The 18,327-nt window shown below is 55.3% G+C and carries 18 protein-coding genes; all 18 read left to right on the top strand.

Annotated elements, in window-relative coordinates:
* Nucleotides 1-340 precede the first annotated feature (340 nt).
* A complete protein-coding gene (locus tag PT964_RS24050) occupies nt 341-1,000 on the top strand; it encodes a DUF559 domain-containing protein (protein ID WP_274365908.1) in 660 nt (219 codons plus the stop codon).
* Between the two features lie 58 nt (nt 1,001-1,058).
* Nucleotides 1,059-1,340: a sporulation protein YabP gene (gene yabP / locus PT964_RS24055; protein WP_274365909.1), complete on the top strand. Its 282-nt coding sequence runs from the start codon at nt 1,059-1,061 to the stop codon at nt 1,338-1,340.
* Nucleotides 1,337-1,927 (top strand): spore cortex biosynthesis protein YabQ, encoded by a 591-nt coding sequence (yabQ, locus tag PT964_RS24060; RefSeq protein WP_274365910.1) that lies wholly within the window; start codon nt 1,337-1,339, stop codon nt 1,925-1,927. The genes yabP and yabQ overlap by 4 nt, the downstream gene beginning before the upstream one ends.
* 14 nt (nt 1,928-1,941) lie before the next feature.
* Nucleotides 1,942-2,253: an FtsB family cell division protein gene (locus PT964_RS24065; protein WP_274365911.1), complete on the top strand. Its 312-nt coding sequence runs from the start codon at nt 1,942-1,944 to the stop codon at nt 2,251-2,253.
* Between the two features lie 108 nt (nt 2,254-2,361).
* Entirely contained in the window at nt 2,362-2,832 is a 471-nt protein-coding gene (locus PT964_RS24070; protein WP_274365912.1) for a S1 domain-containing RNA-binding protein, read from the top strand.
* Nucleotides 2,833-3,122: 290 nt separating this feature from the next.
* Nucleotides 3,123-5,615: a stage II sporulation protein E gene (spoIIE, locus tag PT964_RS24075; protein WP_274365935.1), complete on the top strand. Its 2,493-nt coding sequence runs from the start codon at nt 3,123-3,125 to the stop codon at nt 5,613-5,615.
* Between the two features lie 102 nt (nt 5,616-5,717).
* Nucleotides 5,718-6,452, top strand: coding sequence for a VWA domain-containing protein (locus PT964_RS24080; protein WP_274365913.1), 735 nt, complete (start codon nt 5,718-5,720; stop codon nt 6,450-6,452).
* Entirely contained in the window at nt 6,442-7,341 is a 900-nt protein-coding gene (locus PT964_RS24085; RefSeq protein ID WP_274365914.1) for a protein kinase domain-containing protein, read from the top strand. Before PT964_RS24080 ends, PT964_RS24085 begins: the two co-directional genes overlap by 11 nt.
* Before the next feature lie 23 nt (nt 7,342-7,364).
* Complete coding sequence (gene tilS / locus PT964_RS24090) at nt 7,365-8,816, top strand: tRNA lysidine(34) synthetase TilS (RefSeq protein ID WP_274365936.1); 1,452 nt, start codon at nt 7,365-7,367, stop codon at nt 8,814-8,816.
* 72 nt (nt 8,817-8,888) lie between these two features.
* Nucleotides 8,889-9,434, top strand: a complete 546-nt coding sequence (hpt, locus tag PT964_RS24095; protein WP_274365915.1) for a hypoxanthine phosphoribosyltransferase — start codon at nt 8,889-8,891, stop codon at nt 9,432-9,434.
* A gap of 94 nt (nt 9,435-9,528) precedes the next feature.
* The gene (gene ftsH / locus PT964_RS24100) at nt 9,529-11,493 is read left to right on the top strand and encodes an ATP-dependent zinc metalloprotease FtsH (RefSeq protein WP_274365916.1); all 1,965 of its coding nucleotides are present in this window, start codon (nt 9,529-9,531) and stop codon (nt 11,491-11,493) included.
* Nucleotides 11,494-11,588: 95 nt separating this feature from the next.
* The gene (locus tag PT964_RS24105) at nt 11,589-11,762 is read left to right on the top strand and encodes a hypothetical protein (RefSeq protein WP_274365917.1); all 174 of its coding nucleotides are present in this window, start codon (nt 11,589-11,591) and stop codon (nt 11,760-11,762) included.
* 306 nt (nt 11,763-12,068) lie between these two features.
* On the top strand, nt 12,069-13,007 hold the full coding sequence (gene nadA, locus PT964_RS24110) for a quinolinate synthase NadA (RefSeq protein WP_274365918.1): 939 nt from the start codon (nt 12,069-12,071) through the stop codon (nt 13,005-13,007).
* Nucleotides 13,008-13,076: 69 nt separating this feature from the next.
* Nucleotides 13,077-14,693, top strand: a complete 1,617-nt coding sequence (gene nadB / locus PT964_RS24115) for an L-aspartate oxidase (RefSeq protein ID WP_274365919.1) — start codon at nt 13,077-13,079, stop codon at nt 14,691-14,693.
* Nucleotides 14,686-15,573 (top strand): carboxylating nicotinate-nucleotide diphosphorylase, encoded by an 888-nt coding sequence (gene nadC / locus PT964_RS24120; protein WP_274365920.1) that lies wholly within the window; start codon nt 14,686-14,688, stop codon nt 15,571-15,573. Before nadB ends, nadC begins: the two co-directional genes overlap by 8 nt.
* A complete protein-coding gene (locus tag PT964_RS24125; RefSeq protein ID WP_274365921.1) occupies nt 15,570-16,334 on the top strand; it encodes a type III pantothenate kinase in 765 nt (254 codons plus the stop codon). The genes nadC and PT964_RS24125 overlap by 4 nt, the downstream gene beginning before the upstream one ends.
* 57 nt (nt 16,335-16,391) lie before the next feature.
* Nucleotides 16,392-17,270, top strand: coding sequence for an Hsp33 family molecular chaperone HslO (gene hslO, locus PT964_RS24130; protein ID WP_274365922.1), 879 nt, complete (start codon nt 16,392-16,394; stop codon nt 17,268-17,270).
* A gap of 31 nt (nt 17,271-17,301) precedes the next feature.
* The gene (locus PT964_RS24135) at nt 17,302-18,261 is read left to right on the top strand and encodes a peptidylprolyl isomerase (RefSeq protein WP_274365923.1); all 960 of its coding nucleotides are present in this window, start codon (nt 17,302-17,304) and stop codon (nt 18,259-18,261) included.
* Nucleotides 18,262-18,327 lie beyond the last annotated feature (66 nt).

Consider the following 18,327-nt stretch of genomic DNA (forward strand, 5'->3'; position numbering starts at 1 on the left):
TTGTCAGCGCAGAGTGACAAAATAGTCAGTCTGATTGACAAGTGATTGCGAGTGTCAGTGAGAGTGACAAAATAGTCAGCGCTTGCTGACAGATTAGTCAATATCGCTGACAAACCGCCGCACAAACCGCCGCACAAACCGCCGCACAAACCGCCGCACAAACCGCGGCACAAACCGCCGTACAAAGGCACCACTCAGTGCCAGGTCGAGCTGCAATATCACTTGCCCTCTTGACGGGAATTGACATCCCCTCTATAATCGGCTCAAATACGGAATGAAGCACATTTCGATCGGTAAACGGTCGGAGTGTGCTTTTTTCATTCTATAGGGAGGAATTGAAATGGAATTGCATCCTGCAGTCGTAGCGTTTATCAGGAAGACGGAGCTTGAAGCGGCTAAACGGGGGAGCTTCCGCAAACAACTGGGCCATTCGGAGACATGGTTTCTTCAAAACGTGTGGGGGCCGTGCATGAACTACAATTTCGAAGGGTTGAGCGCTGAGTACCCATTAAAGGATTTCAGAGGCGGGCTCCGGTTTGTGGATTTTATGTTTGTCATGGGATTGATCCGTCTTTTGATCGAGATTGACGGCTTCACAACGCATGCGAGGGATATATCGAAAGGGGATTTTAACGATCACTTGATGAGGCAGAACGATCTTCTGTTGAACGGCTGGTTCTTGCTGCGCTTTTCTACCGATATGGTGGAACGCGAGCCGGAACGATGCAAAAGTCAATTGATGCAAGCGTTAGGCTACCTTTGGTCCAAGCATCGGCCGGTGACGAGGGAAGACGGAAGTATGCTCTGGAATCAACGAAAGCATGAATTGTACCGTCTTGCGAAACAGCGGGGAGGTTTGCTCAAGCCGGCCGATATTTCAAAAGAGATGAGTATACATCGATATACAGCCGTGCAATGGATGAGACGTTTCGCCCAGGAAGGACTGTTCCGACCGATCCGGGGAAATCGGCGAATCATGGGGTACAGGCTAGTAGAATAACGGTTCTAAAACATGACACCCCCCCATAAGGTATTGATATAAGGGAGGGGTACATGCCATGGTTGATCATGGAAAATCGAAGCGGCAGGAAATCCACCTGCTGAACCGCAGATTGCTCGAGGTATCGGGCGTGCTTAACGTGGACAGCTTCGACAGCGAAGAGTTTTTACTGGAAACAGAGCTCGGATTTCTTAATGTGAAGGGCCAAAATTTACATATCAAGAATCTGAATCTGGAGCAGGGCTTCGTGTCGATCGAAGGCACGGTGGGCTCCCTTACTTACTTGGACGGCGCGGGACCGGACAAGTCGAAGGGTTTCTTCAGTAAGCTCTTTAAGTGACACTCGACACTCAGCTGTTGACGCTGGCGGCCATGGCATTAAGCGGAGCAGGGCTCGGCCTCCTGTTTGACACCTACCGGGTGGTGTCGGGAGAGTTCCGTTTCCCGCGCTGGCTCATCCCTCCGCTTGATCTGCTGTATTGGTTTGCCGGCACGCTGGCCGTATTCCGCATTCTCTACGAAAGCAACGGCGGCGAGGTACGGATGTATGTGTTTTTGGCGCTGCTCATCGGCGTATCGTTCTATTTCGGGCTGCTCAGCGGGCTTGTAGTCCGGTTGATCCGTACGATCATCCGATTTTGCCTCAAAACGGTACGATTTGCGCTGTGGCTTGGAAATATTATGTTTATCAAGCCGATTATGTGGCTATACAGAGCCTCCATTGTGATTTTGGGGTTTTTGGCAGCCTTGTCTATTTTCCTTTCTAAACTTATGTTACAATTGGCATATCCTTTCTGGAGATTTCTGACGTGGGTCGGAAAACCTCTATTCTCCGCGCTTGGAAGACTCGTTCGGGCGGAACGATGGCTTGTTCCGATCGGACGAACGATCGCTGCGTGGATTGCCAAGGTAAAGAGTTGGTTTTAGGAGGAAGCGGAAACATGGCAACGGGAGAAAAAGATACGGCAAAGCGCAAAGGGGCCCGCCGCAGAATGCGATTGTTTGCTATCGTAATGGGTTGTATTGCCTGTTGGGCCGTATTTACGGTTTGGGAACAAGCCGGCGCCATGAATCAGAAGCACGCGGAGCTTACGAAGCTGCAAAAAAAGCTGACCGAAGTTCAAGGGGCGAACGAGCAGTACAAAACGGAAGTCACCCGTCTGCAGGACAGTGAATATATTGAACAGAAGGTCCGGAAGGACTACGGGATGGTTCGGCCGGGAGATACGATTTTCCCCGCACCTGCGGAATAAAATCGATGCAGCTGCCTTGTTGACCGAAAGATTCCCGTTCGGTTATAATCTCGTATATCGTAAGACGGCATATATTTTTCCTACACTTAAGGGAGGACATTTTATTCTATGTCAACCATTGAAGTTGGCGCGAAGCTAGAAGGCAAGGTGACAGGCATTACCCATTTCGGCGCGTTCGTCGAACTGGAAGGCGGCGTCACCGGATTGGTCCACATTTCCGAGGTCGCCGACAGTTACGTGAAAGACGTCAAGGATCACCTGAAACTGGACGATGTCGTAACCGTAAAGGTCATCAACGTGGACAAAGACGGGAAAATCGGTTTATCGATCAAGAAAGCGATCGACAAACCGCCGGAAGCGCCTAGAGCGAGAGAATTTTCACGGGATGGCGGCAGGGACGGGTTTCGGGACCGAGGCGGATTCAACAAGGGCGGTGACCGTCGCGGCAGCTCCGGAGGGGGCAGGGTTAGCTTCGAAGATAAAATGTCGCGTTTCTTGCGGGACAGCGAGGAACGGATTTCTTCCTTGAAGAAAAATACGGAAGGTAAACGCGGAGGGCGCGGAGCCAGACGCGTATAAATGATAAAGCACCGTACGGAATCGACATTCCGTGCGGTGTTTTTTGTTTGGCAAGAAGCGTTCGACACACTCGTTCGACAAACGTCCCCGCGCCGTTTGACAGGATGTCGCATTCGCGCAGGTGGAAACGCCATAGCAACGGGTCGTGGCGGCGCTTCGGAGCGCACACTTTTTTGTCGGAAAATTTTAGGAGTCTAGCAACGCATTGTGACAAACTTTTTAATAGAGTTCTGAATATAATAGAGGCACTCATTCTAAGAGAATCGTTTGTTAGGGGTGCATTTGTAATGATGGAAAAACGCAACGTCCTGCAGAGGCTCGGATCGGATTGGAAGCATTCGCTTTCGGGCGCGTTACATCGGGGAAAGGAAACGCTGCTGCGAAATCGGTTCGCCCAAGCCGCTGTCGGAAAGCGATGGTCCGTGCTGCTGCTGGCGATGGCGTTTTTGCTCGGAAGAGCGTCCATTTTGCAAGAGCTGGCTCCGTTTGCGCTCGCATTTTTTGCGGCCGTATCGTATCACCGCCCAAGCCTTCTTCGATGGACCTCCATCGCTTTGATCGCGGGAAGCCTGCTGGCCGTACACGTTCAAACCGGCTTCATCGCCGCTTCTCTGTTCGTATTCCTGCTGCTGCAGAAGGGCTTGGAAAGGTACGAGAAAACAGACGCTTCCGCAGGACCGATCATCGTATTCCTCTCATCGTTTACGGTCGGGTTGTTCATGGACATCGCCGCTTCGAATTTGACCTGGTACGCGATGCTCATGACCGCAGTGGAAGCGCTTCTAAGCAGCGTGCTGACGCTCATCTTTATGCAGGCGCTTCCGGTGTTTACGATGAACCGGAAAAACTACCAGCTTCGGCATGAGGAAATTATTTGCCTGATTATACTGCTGGCATCGGTAATGACAGGAACCGTTCATTGGAATGTCGGAACGGTATCCGTTGAGAACGTGCTTTCCCGATTTTTGATGCTGCTGTTCGCATTCGTTGGCGGAGCGCCGATCGGCGCGTCGGTCGGCGTCATTACCGGGCTGATCTTAAGCCTCGCCAACCTTTCCGCCATTCATCAAATCAGCTTGCTTGCTTTCGCGGGCATGCTGGCCGGATTGTTGAAGGACGGAGGGAAAATGGCGGTCGGTTTCGGGATGCTGCTCGGCTCGTCCATACTGGCGCTGTATGTCGGAGATCCGTCGCAAGTGCTGCAATCGACATGGGAATCGGTGGCGGCCGTCGCATTATTTATGCTGACGCCTCGGGGAATGATTCGCACGGTTGCGAAATACGTGCCCGGGACGCAGGAGCATGCCAAAAGCCAGCAGGATTACGCGCGCCGCGTTCGCGAAGTGACGGCGAGCCGCGTAACCCAATTTTCCGAGGTGTTCAAGCAGCTGTCCCGCAGCTTCGGGCAGCTGACCGAGAAAAACAATCTTCTTCAGTATGAGGAAGAGGTCGGCCATTTTATGAACGCCGTCACGTCGGGCGCCTGCGGCACCTGTTTTAAGAAGGAAACGTGCTGGGACAAAAACTTTTATAAAACTTATAAATATATGACCGATATGATGACGGAAATCGAGGTGACCCCGGAATACAACAAGGAACATATCCGGCCGGAATGGCGCAAGCTGTGCCACAAGACGGACAAGGTGCTCAGCGTGCTGCAGCAGCAATATATGCAGTACCGGAACGACCTGCATTGGATGAAGCAAATTCAAGACAGCAGAAAGCTGGTGTCCGAGCAATTGTTCGGCGTATCGCAGGTCATGGACGATCTGGTGAAGGAAATTCGGCGGGAAGGACAAGCCTTGTTTCTGCAGGAGGAGCAAATTACGCAGGTGCTTGAAGAAATGGGGCTCAGCGTTCGAAGCATCGACATTATTTCGCTCGATGAGGGCAACGTGGAGATCGAGATCGTGCATTCGTTCCCGAGAGGCTTCGACGAGTGCCGCAAAATGATCGCGCCGCTTCTCTCCGATGTGCTCGGCGAGACGATCGCGGTGAAGCGGGAGCAGTGGGGCGAGCCCGGCGAAGGTTTAGCGACGGCGACGTTCGCATCGGCGAAGGAATTCGAAGTGGAGACCGGCATTGCGTGCGCGGCGAAGGGCGGCGAGCGCCTGTCGGGCGACAGCTTCAGTACGATGGAGCTCGGGAACGGCAAATTCGCGGTCGCGATCAGCGACGGAATGGGCAACGGCGAGCGTGCCCGGGCGGAGAGCAGCGCCGCGCTGTCCATTCTTCAGCAGCTGCTGCAATCCGGAATGGACGAGCAGCTGGCGATTAAGTCGGTCAATTCGGTGCTGACGCTGCGGTCTTCCGACGAGGTGTTCGCAACGGTCGATCTGGCCATTGTCGATCTGTACAGCGCCAAGACGACGTTCATGAAAATCGGATCGACGCCGAGCTTCATTAAACGCGGAAAGGAAGTCATCCCGATTTCGGCGAACAATTTGCCGATCGGCATCCTGAAGGATATCGAGGTGGATACGCTGACGCTTCAGCTGCAGCCTGGCGACGTGCTGCTCATGATGACGGACGGCGTGTTCGATGCTCCGGGGCATGCGGTGAATAAAGAGCTATGGATGAAGCGGGTCGTCTCCGAGCTGGACACCGAATCGCCGCAGGAAGCGGCGGATGCGCTGCTTGAAACCGTCATTCGGCATCACAACGGCGAGATCGCGGACGATATGACGGTCATCGTGGCCAAGATCGATCAATTCAAGCCGGAGTGGGCGACGTTCCGCTGGCGCGGGGCTCAAACGGTGGAGCGTCCTAGAACGGTCAGTTGAAAATCTAGTAATTCGGTATCGTGAATCGTACGATGGCGTCTATATTGTTCCCCTTTTGGTAACACTAGTTTTTGAGAGTAGCAAGAGGGGAGCAATAGAGACATGAAGCAAATCATCGTCATTACGGACGGTTGTTCCAATGTCGGCGTCAGTCCGGTGCTCGCCGCATCGCAAGCGTATGCGAGGGGCGTCACGGTGAATGTGATCGGGGTCGTGCAGAACGACGAAATCGGGGCGCACGGAGAAACGGAAATTCGCGAAATCGCGGAGGCGGGCGGCGGCTTAAGCCGCATCGTTACCGCCCGCAATTTATCGCAGACGATTCAGATGATGACCCGGCAAACGGTAGTCGCGACAATTCAAAGCGTCGTAAATAAAGAATTGAGGGCGATTATGGGGGACGGAGAAGCCGGTATCGCGTCGCTGCCTCCCGAGAAGCGGGCTCAGGTTGTGCGGACCGTCGATACGTTAACGGAAACCGAGGCTTTGCAGGTAGCCCTCCTCATCGATACGAGCGCAAGCATGAAACCGAAGCTGGAAGCGGTCCGCGAGGCGGCTTATGACTTGATGGTCAGCTTGCGGGCCAGAGCAGGCCGGAGCGAGCTGTCCGTACTACATTTCCCGGGAAATAATTCGGAGGCTGTCCGGGTTGTCTTGCCCTGGACAAGCGAACTTGCAAATTTGGACAAGATCTTCTATAAATTAAACATGAAAGGTACGACGCCGACCGGACCCGCGCTGGCGGAGACGATCCGTTATATGACCGGGTCGGCGCTATCGTTCGATCGAACCGATGAAAGTGCGTCGTCCTCCGCGTGGGGCGATTATGTTGTATAGCATTTCCCGCCTGAAGCGCGGAGATCGGATTCAAGGACGATGGTCGGGCGTCTGTTACGAAATAGAGCGGAAATTAGGGGAAGGCGCGAACGGGAGCGTGTATTTGGTGCGCTCGCCGGTCGGGCCTTCCCCTTGCGCGTTGAAGATCGGCTCGGATTTGTACGGCTTTCAGACGGAAATGAATACGATGCGCGACTTATCCGGCTTCGTCTCCATATATTTGGCGGACGATTGGCAGGTGGGAACAGCCTGTTACCCGTTCTACACGATGCCGTTTGTCGACGGAGCTCCGATGGATCGCTACGCTCGTTCCGTGGGAACGAGGGAGCTGCTCGAATGCGGGGAGAAGCTGCTGCAATTGCTGCAATTGCTGCACCTGCACGGGTGGGCGTTCGGCGATCTAAAGAGCGGAAACGTGTTGGCAAGCGCGGGCGGGAAGCCGCAGCTTGTCGATTTCGGCGGCTCGGCGCCATTCGGTTCTTCTATCAAGCAGTATTCCGAGCTGTATGACCGGGGGTACTGGAAGGCCGGAGGCAGAACGGCCGAGGCGACATATGATCTGTTCTCCTTTGCGGTGCTCATGATCGAATCGGCGGGGGGAGAGCGGCTGCTGAAGGAAACCGCCAATCGCGCCGAAGCAAGAAATGAACGGGGCTTGTTGGCGGTCGCGGGCAGCTGCGCGGCGCTGCGGCCGGTGTCCGCTTGCATAAGCAAAATGATCCGAGGCGAATACGCCGGCTCCGACGAGGCGCTTGCCGAATGGCGGTTGGCGCTGAGCGGTTATACGGGCAGCGCGCCGGGCACGGCGGATCCGCGCTGGCTCCGCCTTTGGCTGTCGGGATCCGCGGCCGCATTCGCGGCCTCATTGTGCTGGATGGTGTTAAAATAACGGTTGTTGGGCGGGATACGGAGATGAGCGAAACGGACGTACTTCGAATAACAGAGGAAACGATTCGAGAAAAAAAGCTGTTTGAAGAAGGAGAGCGGATCGTGGTCGCTGTCTCCGGAGGGGCGGATTCCGTTGCGCTGCTGCATTTGCTTCATCGTTTGTCGGAGCGGTGGGGGTGGAGCCTTACGGTTGTTCATATCAATCACGGGCTGCGGGGGGAAGAATCCGACGAAGAAGAGCGGTTTGTCGGCGAGCTGAGCGACCGGCTCGGGCTGCCTTTCCGGTCCGTCCGGGTTCCGGTGAAAGAAGCGCTCAAGGATCACGGCAACCTGCAAGCGGTAGCCAGAGAGCTGCGATACGAAGCGCTGCGGCAAGCCGCCTCCGCCGCGGGCACCGCGACGGTCGCGCTCGGCCATCACGCCGACGATCAGGCGGAGACGGTATTGATGCGCATCCTTCGGGGCACGGGTCCGGAAGGCTTAAGCGGCATTCGATTTGTGCGGCATGCGTATCATATGAAACTTGTGAGGCCGCTGTTACGTATAACAAAGACGGATCTTGCGGAATATTGCGAAAAGCGCCGCATCCCGTTCCGAACGGACAGCAGCAATGCGTCAAGGAAGTATTTCCGCAATGTCGTTCGTCTCGATATTCTTCCTTATTTAATGAAGCATCGCGAAGGGGTCAAGGAATCGCTGACGCGGCTCGCCCAGATTAGCGCGGACGAGAACGATTTCCTGGACGCCCAGGCCGGGAAGCTTGTCTCGGAGCTGACGGTCAGAACCGAGCACGGCTTTGAAGGCGACCGGGGGACAATTGTTCAACTGCATGTCGCTTTACAACGAAGGATGTTTAAAATAATATTAAGTTGTCTCAAAGCGGATGATTCTTCCATAGACTTTTCCAAGCTGGAGCGCATGCGCGAAGCCGTCAACGCGGATGCTCCGACGAATATGGAGCTGCGGCTGACGGATACGATTTATTTCCGCCGCACTTACGATCGCGTGGAATGGACGACGCGTCTCCCGGCCGAGCCGCAGCCCTATGAGTACGCCATTCATACTGGGGCTCCCGGGACATTATATATCAGCGAAGCGAAATCGTTATTGGAATGGACGATTCAGGATACATCTGTGAAGGACAACATGGATTACAACGATCCGTATGCTGCGTTATTCGACGCCGACGAAGCCGGAGAACAGCTGACGATCCGCTGCCGGCGGCCCGGCGACAAACTCGAGCCCTACGGTTTAAAGGGCAGCAAAAAAGTGAAAGATATGTTCATTGACTGCAAGGTCCCGCCCGAGCGGCGCGAAAGCTGGCCGCTTGTTTTTGCCGGGGACGGGACGCTGCTTTGGGTCCCGGGAATTCGCCGGTCGCGCCACGCGCTTGCGGATGACGGTACCCGGAGGGTGCTGGTTGTTCGGCTTCGGATGGAGCGGGGAACGGAACGGAACTTTTTTGCCGAAGGGTAATGGTTTTCGAGTTGCGTACATAGGATAGTTGTACTTTTAACTCTTCCACTGACGACAAACGGGGGGCCCGACGTGCACAACGACATCGAAGAAGTATTATTTTCGGAGCAGGATATTCAGCAAAAAATTGCCGAATTGGGTAAACAAATCACTGAAGAATACGCAGGAAAAAATCCGCTGGTTCTTTGTGTGCTGAAAGGCGCTTTTCTATTTATGGGCGATTTGGTGAAGCGGATCGATATTCCGCTTGAAATCGACTTCATGGCGGTATCTTCCTACGGGAAGGCGACGCAATCCTCAGGCGTAGTCAAAATTTTGAAGGATCTGGATACGCCGGTAGAAGGACGGGACATCTTGATCGTCGAAGACATCATCGACAGCGGGCTTACTTTGTCCTACCTGGTCGATGTTTTGGAGCGCCGCAACGCTCATTCGATTAAGATCGTTACGCTGTTCGACAAGCCGGCAAGGCGAACCGTCGGCTTAGAAGCCGATTACAAAGGGTTCGTTATTCCCGATGCGTTCATCGTCGGCTATGGACTCGATTATGACGAAAAATACCGCAATCTTCCGTATGTGGGTGTGCTTAAGCCCGCCGTGTATTCCGGCAAATCCTGACCTGATTCGGCGCGTTTCAAAAGACGGCGCTGTTTGTTGTGGTGCAGGAATTGGCTATGTTACAATATATTCACGCTTTGAGAGGAGGTAGGGAATGAACAAGATCGTCCGGAACACCGGATTTTATCTCATTATTTTCTTAGTTACCGTCGGGATTGTGCACTTTATCAGCAATCAAAATAACGAACGCGAACCCCTTACTTACAATCAGTTTCGCGAAGCGTTGTCCGATGGGGCAGTCGATTCTGTTACGGTGCGTTTCGATGGTTACACCTACTTAATTACAGGTAAATATAAGGATAAAGAGGGTCCCGACGCCGCATTCCAAACAAGGGCGCCGGTCGATGAATACGTCCTTCAGCTCATCCGCGAGAGCGGAGTGCAGGAGACGCATCAGCCTCAGCAGGGTGAGCCCGTATGGATCGCTTTCCTGACGGGGATCGTTCCTTTTGTCATTATCTTCATCTTGTTCTTTTTCCTGTTGAACCAAGCGCAGGGCGGCGGCGGCAAGGTGATGAATTTCGGCAAGAGCCGCGCACGGCTTTACAACGATGAGAAGAAGAAGGTAACGTTCGAGGATGTAGCCGGGGCCGATGAGGAGAAGCAGGAGCTCGTCGAGATCGTAGAATTCTTGAAGGATCCTCGGAAGTTTTCCGCAGTTGGCGCCCGCATTCCGAAGGGCGTGCTGCTGGTCGGACCTCCGGGTACCGGTAAAACACTGCTTGCCAGAGCGGTTGCCGGAGAAGCGGGCGTTCCGTTCTTCAGCATCAGCGGCTCGGACTTCGTCGAGATGTTCGTCGGCGTCGGCGCCTCTCGTGTTCGCGACTTGTTCGAGAACGCGAAGAAGAATGCGCCTTGCATTATCTTTATCGACGAGATCGACGCCGTGGGACGTCAGCGGGGCGCAGGCCTCGGAGGCGGACACGACGAGCGCGAGCAGACGCTCAACCAGCTGCTCGTGGAGATGGACGGCTTCGGCGTGAACGAGGGCATCATTATCGTCGCGGCGACGAACCGTCCGGACATTCTCGACCCGGCGCTTCTTCGCCCGGGACGATTCGACCGCCAAATTACGGTCGACCGTCCGGACGTGAAGGGCCGCGAAGCGGTGCTGAAGGTGCATGCGCGCAACAAGCCGCTTTCCAAAGATGTGAAGCTCGAATCGATCGCGAAATATACGACCGGGTTTACGGGAGCGGATCTCGAGAACCTGCTTAACGAAGCGGCGCTCATCGCGGCCCGCCGCAACCGCAAGGACATTACGATGGCGGAGATCGAAGAAGCCATCGACCGCGTCATCGTCGGTACCGAGAAGAAGAGTCGCGTCATCTCCGAGAAGGAGAAGCGGATCGTCGCTTATCACGAGGCGGGCCATACGGTAATCGGCTATTATCTTGAGAATGCGGATATGGTTCACAAGGTTACGATTATCCCGCGCGGCCGCGCCGGCGGATATTTGATGATGCTGCCGAAGGAAGACCGCTACATGATGACGAAGAACGAGCTGCTCGACAAAGTGACGGGCTTGCTCGGCGGACGCATCGCGGAGGAGATGTTCATCGGCGAAATCGGAACGGGAGCGTCCAACGACTTCCAACGGGCAACCGCCATTATCCGTTCGATGATCGTGGAATACGGAATGAGCGAGAAGCTCGGTCCGATGCAGTTCGGCACGAGCCAAGGCCAAGTGTTCCTCGGACGCGATATCGGCCACGAGCAAAACTACTCCGATCAAATCGCGTACGAAATCGATCAGGAAATGCAGCGCATGATCACGGCATGCTACGAGCGCGGCAAGAAGGTGCTGAAGGAGCACGAGCGCGAGATGCATTTGATCGCCAAGACGCTGCTTGATAAAGAAACGCTCGATCTGGATCAGATCAAAGCGCTCATTGAGAAAGGCTCGATCGACGAAGGCGGTTCCGAGGGCGGAGCGACCGAAGACGCCGCTGCAGACGCCGGCACGGGTGCTGCCGCGGTTAAGGAAGACGACGTTCGCGTGAACATTAAGCCTTCGAACGACAGCAGCAAGCTGGATTTCGACAAGGATAAAGAGTAAGCGTATTGCGGGATTAAGCTGTCTCCTTTTAGGAGGCAGCTTTTTTGCTGCGTTGCGGGGGATTGAATAGGTTGCCTCGAATGGGAGATACATGAATGCTGGGATTCGGCGAGGTGAGGGGTGTAGCGGATCGCGAGGTATTTAATTTGGGGAAGGGAGCTGTTATAAGGGGATTTTGGGGGAGAGAGCGGTTAGAAGGGGAAGAGTGGCAATATAACGGATCGGAAGGGGTTGATGTGCTGAAAATGCGGCGGTGGAACGGGGTATAGCGGATTGCAAGGTACTTACTTTGATGGAGAGTAAGTGGTTTATGGGGGGATTGCGCGGTTCCAGGCGATGCCGACATCCGGGGAGTCAAACGGTACCGGCAAGTCCGACGAACGATTAAAAATCAAGCTTGTCACCGGATTGACACAAGAAACATCATTTTGTAAAGTAAGTGTAAACTAAATATGAAGGTCATACGGCCTTAGTAGGATTTATAATGTACTTTTTTTCACAAACTACCATGCGCCGTCGTGAGCTTTTACAGAATAGAGACGGGAAGAGGTGTTGACGCTGTGGGAGCGCCTACAATGGAAGCGTTGGCTTTGGAACGCAAGCAGGAGCAAAACCGCGAGCTCCGGGAACGGCTGGAGCAATTGAAGAAAGAACGTAATGCCATTATACTCGCTCATTACTATCAGCGGGACGAAATCCAAGAGGTGGCCGATTTCCGCGGAGATTCGTTCCTTCTGGCGCAGAAGGCGGCGGAAGCGGATGCGGACGTCATTGTGTTTTGCGGGGTTCATTTTATGGGCGAGAGCGCCAAAATTCTCGCTCCGAACAAGACGGTGCTCATTCCCGACGAACGTGCGGGATGCCCGATGGCGGACATGGTGAACGTCGAAGGCTTGCGCGAGCTGAAGAAAAAGCACCCGAACGCAAAGGTAGTTACCTATATAAATTCCTCCGCCGAAATTAAAGCGGAGACCGACATCGTATGCACCTCCGCCAACGCGGTGAAGGTGATCCAATCGCTCGACGCCGAAGAAATCATCTGGGTGCCGGACAAAAACCTCGGCGATTACGTATCGAAGTTTACGGACAAAAAGATGATCATCTGGGAAGGCTACTGCAACACGCACGACATGCTGACGGTAAAAGACGTCGACGAGATGCGCGCGCAATACCCGAACGCTCAGTTTGTCGTTCATCCGGAGTGCAGACCGGAGGTCGTGAAGATGGCCGACTTCGTCGGCAGCACGACGGCGATCATTAAATATTGCCGCGAGTCCGAACACGACGAATTTATCGTCGGCACGGAGGACGGTACCGGCTACCAGCTGCGCAAAGACAGCCCGCATAAGAAGTTCCATTTCGCAACGAAGTATCTGGTATGCCCGAATATGAAAGTGAATAATTTAAAGAAGCTCGTCCGCTGCCTGGAAACAATGCAGCCGCAAATTTACGTGCCGCCGGAAGTCGCGGACAAGGCGAGACTTTCCCTGGAGCGCATGCTGCAAGTGAAGTAGCATGCGCTGCTTCATGGTTTGGGAGCATTGCCCGAAATCCGGTATTCGGAAGGGGACAAACATGACATTATGGTACCTCGTACATTAATTGATGTGGATATTTCAGCCCTGCCCCGCTATGAGGCCGATGTGATCGTCATCGGTTCGGGAATCGCCGGGCTTTATACGTCTCTGAAAGCGAGCGAAACGAACCGCGTTCTCATGATCGCGAAAAAATCGCTGCTGGAGAGCAATACTAGATATGCGCAAGGCGGCATCGCCGCCGTCATTTCGGACGAGGATTCGCCGCTGTATCACCGCCAGGACACGCTCGTCGCGGGAGCGGGCTTGTGCGATCCGGAAGCGGTCGACGTGCTCGTGCACGAAGGGCCGAACGGCGTGCAGGAGCTCATCCGGCTCGGCACGCAGTTCGACCGGGAGAGCGGCGGCGAGTACGCGCTCACAATGGAGGGCGCGCACAGCCAGCGCCGCATCCTGCACGCGCACGGCGACGCGACGGGTGCGGAAATTGTGCGCGCGCTCGCGGAGAAGTCGCGCAGCAGCGATCGGATCGAAATATGGGACGATCACTTCTGCCTCGACGTCGTCACGGAAGACGGCGTCTGCTACGGCGCGATCGTGCAGCGGCCTGGCGGAGAGCTGGTATTCGCCGCGGCCAAGGCGATCGTGCTTTGCACCGGCGGCGCCGGTCAAATGTACCGGTACACGACGAATCCGGACATTGCGACGGCCGACGGCATCGCGATCGCGTACCGCGCCGGAGCTTACATACAAGACGTGGAGTTCGTCCAGTTTCATCCGACGGCTCTGACTTACCCCGGGGCGCCCCGGTTTCTCATTTCCGAAGCGGTCCGCGGAGAAGGGGCCGTGCTGCGAAACATTAAGGGCGAGCGCTTCATGGAGCAATACCATCCGCAGAAGGAGCTCGCGCCGCGGGATGTCGTAGCCCGCGCCATCGTCAGCGAAATCGAGAAGACAAAGTCGACCTTCGTTTATCTCGACTTGACGCATGAGACGCAGGAGGTTGTGAAGGCGCGTTTTCCGACGATTTACGAGACCTGCCTGAAATACGGCTTGGATTTGTCCAGCGACTGGATTCCGGTTGCCCCCGCGGCGCACTATATGATGGGCGGGGTTAAGACGAATTTGCACGGCGAATCGAACATTCAGCGGCTGTTCGCCTGCGGCGAGGTATCGTCGACGGGAGTGCACGGCGCGAACCGTCTCGCGTCGAACTCGTTGTCCGAGGCGATCGTGTTCGGCCGCCGCATCGTCGAGCGGATCAACAGCCTCCCGCCGAACGAACGCGAGCCGAAATTCCATGTCGAGCTTGGAAGAACGGAGACGCTGCCGCAAGCCGTAGTAGAGAAGCGGCTGAAGCTGCAGAAGACGATGCTGCGCTATGCCGGCTTGAAGCGGGAAGAGAAAGGGCTCAAGAGAGGGCTTGAAGAGCTGCGGAAGCAAATGCCTGTTTTCCATGCAAAGCTGGCGATCCGCGAGCAATATGAATTTGCGAATTTACTTACCGTCGCGATGCTTACGACACTCGCCGCCCTAAAGCGCGAGGAAAGCAGGGGCGGACATTACCGGGAGGATTTTCCGGAGCGCAACGATGCCGAATGGCAAAAGCATATTATCCAGCATCGGGACTTCGGGCTTTCGGAGGAGGGGTTGACTCATGAATAATTCGGGCGTAATGATCGATTGGGAAAGCCTGCGCGAGCGTGTCCGCGAATGGCTCCGGGAGGATGTCGGGCCGGGCGACGTAACGACATTGTCGACGATTCCGGAAGCGCACCGCAGCCGCGCGGTCATTCATGCGAAGGCGGACGGCGTCGCCGCCGGCTTGCCGGTTGCCAAGCTGATATTTGACGAAGTGGATCCAAAGCTTATTGTGAGCTTCAAATCCGAAGAAGGCGCACGGATCTCCAAAGGGGACATTCTAATAGAAGTGGAAGGGGGCACGCGGAGCATTTTGACGGGAGAAAGACTTGCCCTTAATTTGCTGCAGCGGCTTTCCGGCATCGCCACTAAAACGTATTCCTACGTGCGGCTGCTCGACGGCTTGCCGAACGCTCCAAGAATCGTGGACACGAGGAAGACGACTCCGGGCCTAAGGCTGCTGGAGAAATATGCCGTTCGTGTAGGCGGCGGCCACAATCACCGCTTCGGCTTGTTCGATGCGGTGCTGCTCAAGGACAACCATTTGAAGGCCGCAGGCGGAGTAGCGGCGGCCGTCAAAGCGTCCCGCGCCAACATTCCGCATACGATGAAAATCGAAGTGGAAGTAGAGTCGCTGGAGCAGGCGCGGGAAGCGATCGAAGCGGGCGCCGACATTATTATGCTTGATAACATGAGCACGGAAGCCATGAAAGAAGCCGTAGCGATCATTCGGGCCAATGCTCCGAGAACGGTAATCGAAGCTTCCGGCGGCGTATCCCATGAGACGCTCCGCGGCATCGCGGAGACGGGCGTAGACGTGATCTCGGTCGGCGGATTGACGCACTCGGTACAGGCGCTCGACATCTCGCTCGATTTGTTCGACAAGAAAGAGGTGCGCGGATGATTTTTGTCGTCGACGTCGGAAATACGAATATTGTGCTCGGCTTATACCAAGGTAAAGAGCTGAAGCATCACTGGCGCATCTCGACGAACCGCTCGGCGACGTCGGATGAGTACGGGATTCTTATAATTAGTTTATTTAATCATGCGGGCATAAAAGCGGAGGACATCGAAGGCATCATTATTTCTTCCGTCGTGCCGCCGATTAATTTTGCACTGGAGCGGATGAGCGAAAACTACTTCGGACGCACTCCAATGCTTGTAGGTCCGGGAATCAAAACCGGCTTGAACATCCGGTACGAAAATCCGCGGGAGGTTGGGGCGGACCGGATCGTAAACGCGGTGGCAGGCATTCATCTGTACGGTCCTCCGCTTATCATCGTGGACTTCGGGACGGCGACGACGTTCTGTTATATCGACGAGAAGGGCGAATATATCGGAGGAGCGATCGCTCCGGGCATCGGCATCTCTACGGAGGCGTTGTATCAGAGGGCGGCCAAATTGCCGAGAATAGAATTAGTGAAGCCGAAAAGCACCGTCGGCCGGACGACCGTTTCATCCATGCAGGCAGGCATTATTTTCGGCTTTGCCGGGCAGGTGGACGGAATCGTCAGCCGCATCCGCGAGGAGTTTCGCACGAACGCGAAAGTCGTCGCGACGGGCGGATTGGCCGAGCTGATCGCCGGGGAATCGAAGACGATCGATATCGTCAACGCGGAATTGACGCTGACGGGACTACAATTATTATATGAGCGCAATGTTTAGTACAATGGAGTGGTAAGCAACAGGGACAGAAGCTAGAAGCGATCAAAGGAGAAGAACATGGTGAAGGATTACTTGGTGCGGGCGACCGCTTTCGGCGGCAAGGCGCGGATGTTCGCCGCGCGCACGACCGACACGATCGAGGAAATGCGCAGAAGGCACAATTTGTACCCGACGGCCGCGGCTGCCGTAGGACGAAGCGCAACCGCGGCGGTCATGATGGGAGCGATGCTCAAAGGCGAGGAGCACCTGACCATTCAAGTGAAAGGGAACGGTCCGATCGGCCAAATCGTCGTCGATGCGAACGCCAAGGGAGAAGTGCGGGGTTATGCGGATTATCCGCAGACGCACCTTCCAAGCAATGCGCATGGCAAGCTTGATGTCGCCGGCGCCGTCGGGACGGAAGGCTTTATTTATGTGACCAAGGATCTTGGCTTGAAGGAGCCTTACCGCGGCAGCGTGCCGATTATTTCGGGTGAGCTTGCGGAGGACTTTACTTACTACTTCGCCAAGTCGGAGCAGACGCCTTCGGCCGTCTCGCTCGGCGTACTTGTGGAGACCGACAATTCGGTCGTTGCGGCGGGCGGATTCATTATTCAGCTGCTTCCGGGCTTGAGCGACGACGAGATTACCGAGATCGAGCGCAAGCTCGGCGCGATTCCGCCGGTGACGTCCATGCTGGAAAAGGGGGCGACGCCGGAAAGTATTCTTGAAGAGCTGGCGGGGCCGGCCGGCATTGCGTCGGTAGAAAAAATGGATGTGCGCTTCCAATGCTTCTGCTCGCGGGAGCGTGTCGACCAGACGCTCGTATCGCTAGGAAAGGACGAGCTTCGTTCGATCATCGAGGAGGAAGGCCGTGCGGAAGTGGTGTGCCATTTTTGCAATGAAAAATATGAATTCAACAAGACGGAGCTCGAGGAAATTTACAATCGGATATAATCATTAGATGCGTTAGGTGTGGGTGGAGCATATGTCGAGAGAGAAGCTGCTGTGGAGCGCGATTAGTGCGTTGGTTGCAGCCGCAGCTACGTACTCGCTGTTGCTCGCATTCCCCCCGCATGCATGGCCGGAAAACCGGACGGGAGCTCCGTCCAGCCCGGAGGACAGATCGATACAACCCCCCTCAAGCTCTTCCCCCGATCCCGTAGCCGTCGTAGGCGATGTCAAGCTGTCGCGAGAGCAATATGTAAGCGGCCTGGATCGCCAGTATGGCAAAGGATATGTTCAAGAGTGGATGGAGCGCACCGCCGTCCGTTTGGAGGCGCAGGCGCTCGGGATTGACGTGCAGCACGAAGAGATCGAACGTGAGCTGGAACGGATGCAAAGCGGGTACGATAGCGAGGAGCAGTTTTACAGAACGATGGAGGAAGAGCTCGGGCTGACAAAAGAGCAATTGCGCGAGGATGCGTTATATAGGCTTCAATTGATAAAGATAGCGTCGTACGGCATTAAGGTCACGGACTCGGATGTGGAGCGGTACATCGACGAGCATCCGGACGAGTACGGTCCGGTGACGGAGCTTCGGCTGGCGCAAATTACGACCGAAACGGCCGGCGACGCGGAAGCGGTGCTGGATCGGCTCGGGCAAGGCTACGAATTCGATCAGCTCGCTCGCGAATATTCCATCGATAAGGATACAAGCGCCGATGGCGGCGATTTGGGATGGGTTGCGGAAGACGACCCGTTCGTTCCGGTCTCGGTAATGGAAGCGGCTGACCGGATGAAAGTGGGCGAGGTTAGCCGTGTGATTACGCTGGACGAGGGGCTGTATGCCGTAGTAACGGTGCTCGGAAGAAGAACGCTCCGGCCCGGGGACGACAGGGCGGTCCGCGAACAGGTTCGACATGATCTCCTTCTGGCAAAAGCTCCGCCGATCAATGACGTGCTCTCGCGTTTGCTGGAAAAATGGGGTGCGAAATCGGCCCAATAAAGGCGGCTGGAGCAGTTCTGCGAGCGTAAACATCAGTTGACTTTCCTAGTTCCAATTGCTATGATG

Source organism: Paenibacillus thermotolerans (assembly GCF_028745515.1).
GTDB classification, from domain to species: domain Bacteria; phylum Bacillota; class Bacilli; order Paenibacillales; family YIM-B00363; genus Paenibacillus_AE; species Paenibacillus_AE thermotolerans.